1 protein-coding gene and 1 pseudogene are annotated in these 1,826 nt (G+C 36.0%); both read right to left on the reverse strand.

The window, feature by feature from the left end:
* Positions 1-731, reverse strand: a pseudogene (locus SIN01_RS14570) (hypothetical protein); the annotation flags it as partial.
* Positions 732-828: 97 nt separating this feature from the next.
* Positions 829-1,308 carry a 23S rRNA (pseudouridine(1915)-N(3))-methyltransferase RlmH gene (gene rlmH / locus SIN01_RS14575; protein WP_047035297.1) on the reverse strand — a complete coding sequence of 160 codons (480 nt, stop codon included), beginning with the start codon at positions 1,306-1,308 and terminating at the stop codon, positions 829-831.
* Positions 1,309-1,826: the final 518 nt, after the last annotated feature.

Consider the following 1,826-nt stretch of genomic DNA (forward strand, 5'->3'; position numbering starts at 1 on the left):
TCTAAGATTGTATTATGTATATCCTGGATACCACTTGGATAATATCCCATACCAGTCTTTCTATTTCTTAAATCTTCCTCATTCATTTTACACATTTCCAAGGCCCAAGCCGAAATAGGAACTTCTCTTTCATCAAGAGTCTGATCAATATACCTTTTAAGTTCCTCGGATTTAACATAACCTACAACACTTAGAAAGCTCTTGCCTAAATCCGTTATTGAATATTTCAATGAAAAATCCTCAAATTCTATTAAACCTACGTCTTTTAACCAGTTTAATCTAGCATGGATTTCAGATTTAGTTTTCCAACTTAATTTGTATTCATTACTCGCGACATCTTGTATTGCCCTTGAGGTGATCGGACCTTTCCTAAGAACAGCTAGAATTTCTGAAAAGTATCTTATATTTGCACTAAGAATTGCGGCTAAATATAAATCATCATCTGATATCAGCCACTTTTCGGCTTCTTCAGAAAGCTCCCATCCTGTTATTAATTTTTTTACAAACCCTGTTGGCCTTAATCTAATATATAATTGCTCTAATGTATTGTTACTTCTACTACCTTCAATAGTAATATGAGTATTAATAGGAGTTTTGTTTTTCAATGCGGTTAAAATATATTTTAATGTTTCTTGAAAGCCCCTTTCCCCTCTAGGTATGTTAGGCATAGCAGAAACCTTGGTTTCCCAACTTCTTATTAAAGGATAATCTTTATAAACAACTACAGCCATATTTACAACTCCTTATTTAAAAGGCTTATTCTAAGATTAATTGTATAATAAAAAACATTATTTACTAATACCGTTTTAACATAAACAAAATCCTCACTTACTTATGATACGGTTCACCACGCATAATTTTAAATGCGCGATAAATTTGTTCAATCAGGATCAGTCGCATCAGCTGGTGCGGGAAAGTAAACTGGGAGAAGGAGAGCTGAAAGTCGGCACGTTTAAGCACGTCATTACTGAGTCCGTTTGAACCGCCAATGATGAAGGCGATGTCGCTGTGCCCATACGTTGCCAGATCTTGGATCTTTGAGGCAAAGTCTTCAGACGGCATTTGTTTGCCTTTAATGGCCAAGGCAATTGCATAGGCGTTTTCAGGTAGTTTTTTCAGCAGCCGCTCGCCTTCTGCCTGTTTTACCTGTGTGACCTCTGCTTCCGATAAATTTTCCGGTGCTTTTTCATCAGGGACTTCAATAATCCTGACTTTTGCATAGGCGCCGAGTCGTTTTGCATATTCCTCGATCCCTAACTTAAAATACTTTTCCTTTAGTTTTCCGACGGTTAAAAGACTAATATTCACAACTTATCCCAACCTTACTCTAAGTTATACACAGAACTTATGCACATATCCACAGATGTTTTCTATATTCTGTATGGAAGCATTCGTTTGCCACAAGATATAGAACGTCAAAAATAGTTGTTTTTCGACGCGTGTGGATAACTATTTCAATCAAAACGGCTCAAAATTTGTCGAATTTTCACTTTTTCATTCTGTTCCTCCGCCGCACATCTAAAAAAATCTTATCATGCTTCCTTAGCTTATCAATTAAGCTTTTTCACATGATTCGTGCCAATCAAACATCCCTATTTTAACATAATCAATGTGATGAATTTTCAGAGTTATAAACAATTTATCCCTAAATGTGCATAACTTGTGGATATCTATTCAACAATGCACACAAGTTGTCCACAAAACTCCATTGTTTTATGCACATCCACTTCGCTAAACAATTATCCACCTGTTTATAAACATAAGAAAAACCGGGCAAAAAACGCCCGATACTTAATCTCCAACCATGTGTGATGGGCTCGTGTCTT

It is taken from the genome of Sporolactobacillus inulinus, assembly GCF_006539285.1.
Taxonomy (GTDB): domain Bacteria; phylum Bacillota; class Bacilli; order Bacillales; family Sporolactobacillaceae; genus Sporolactobacillus; species Sporolactobacillus inulinus.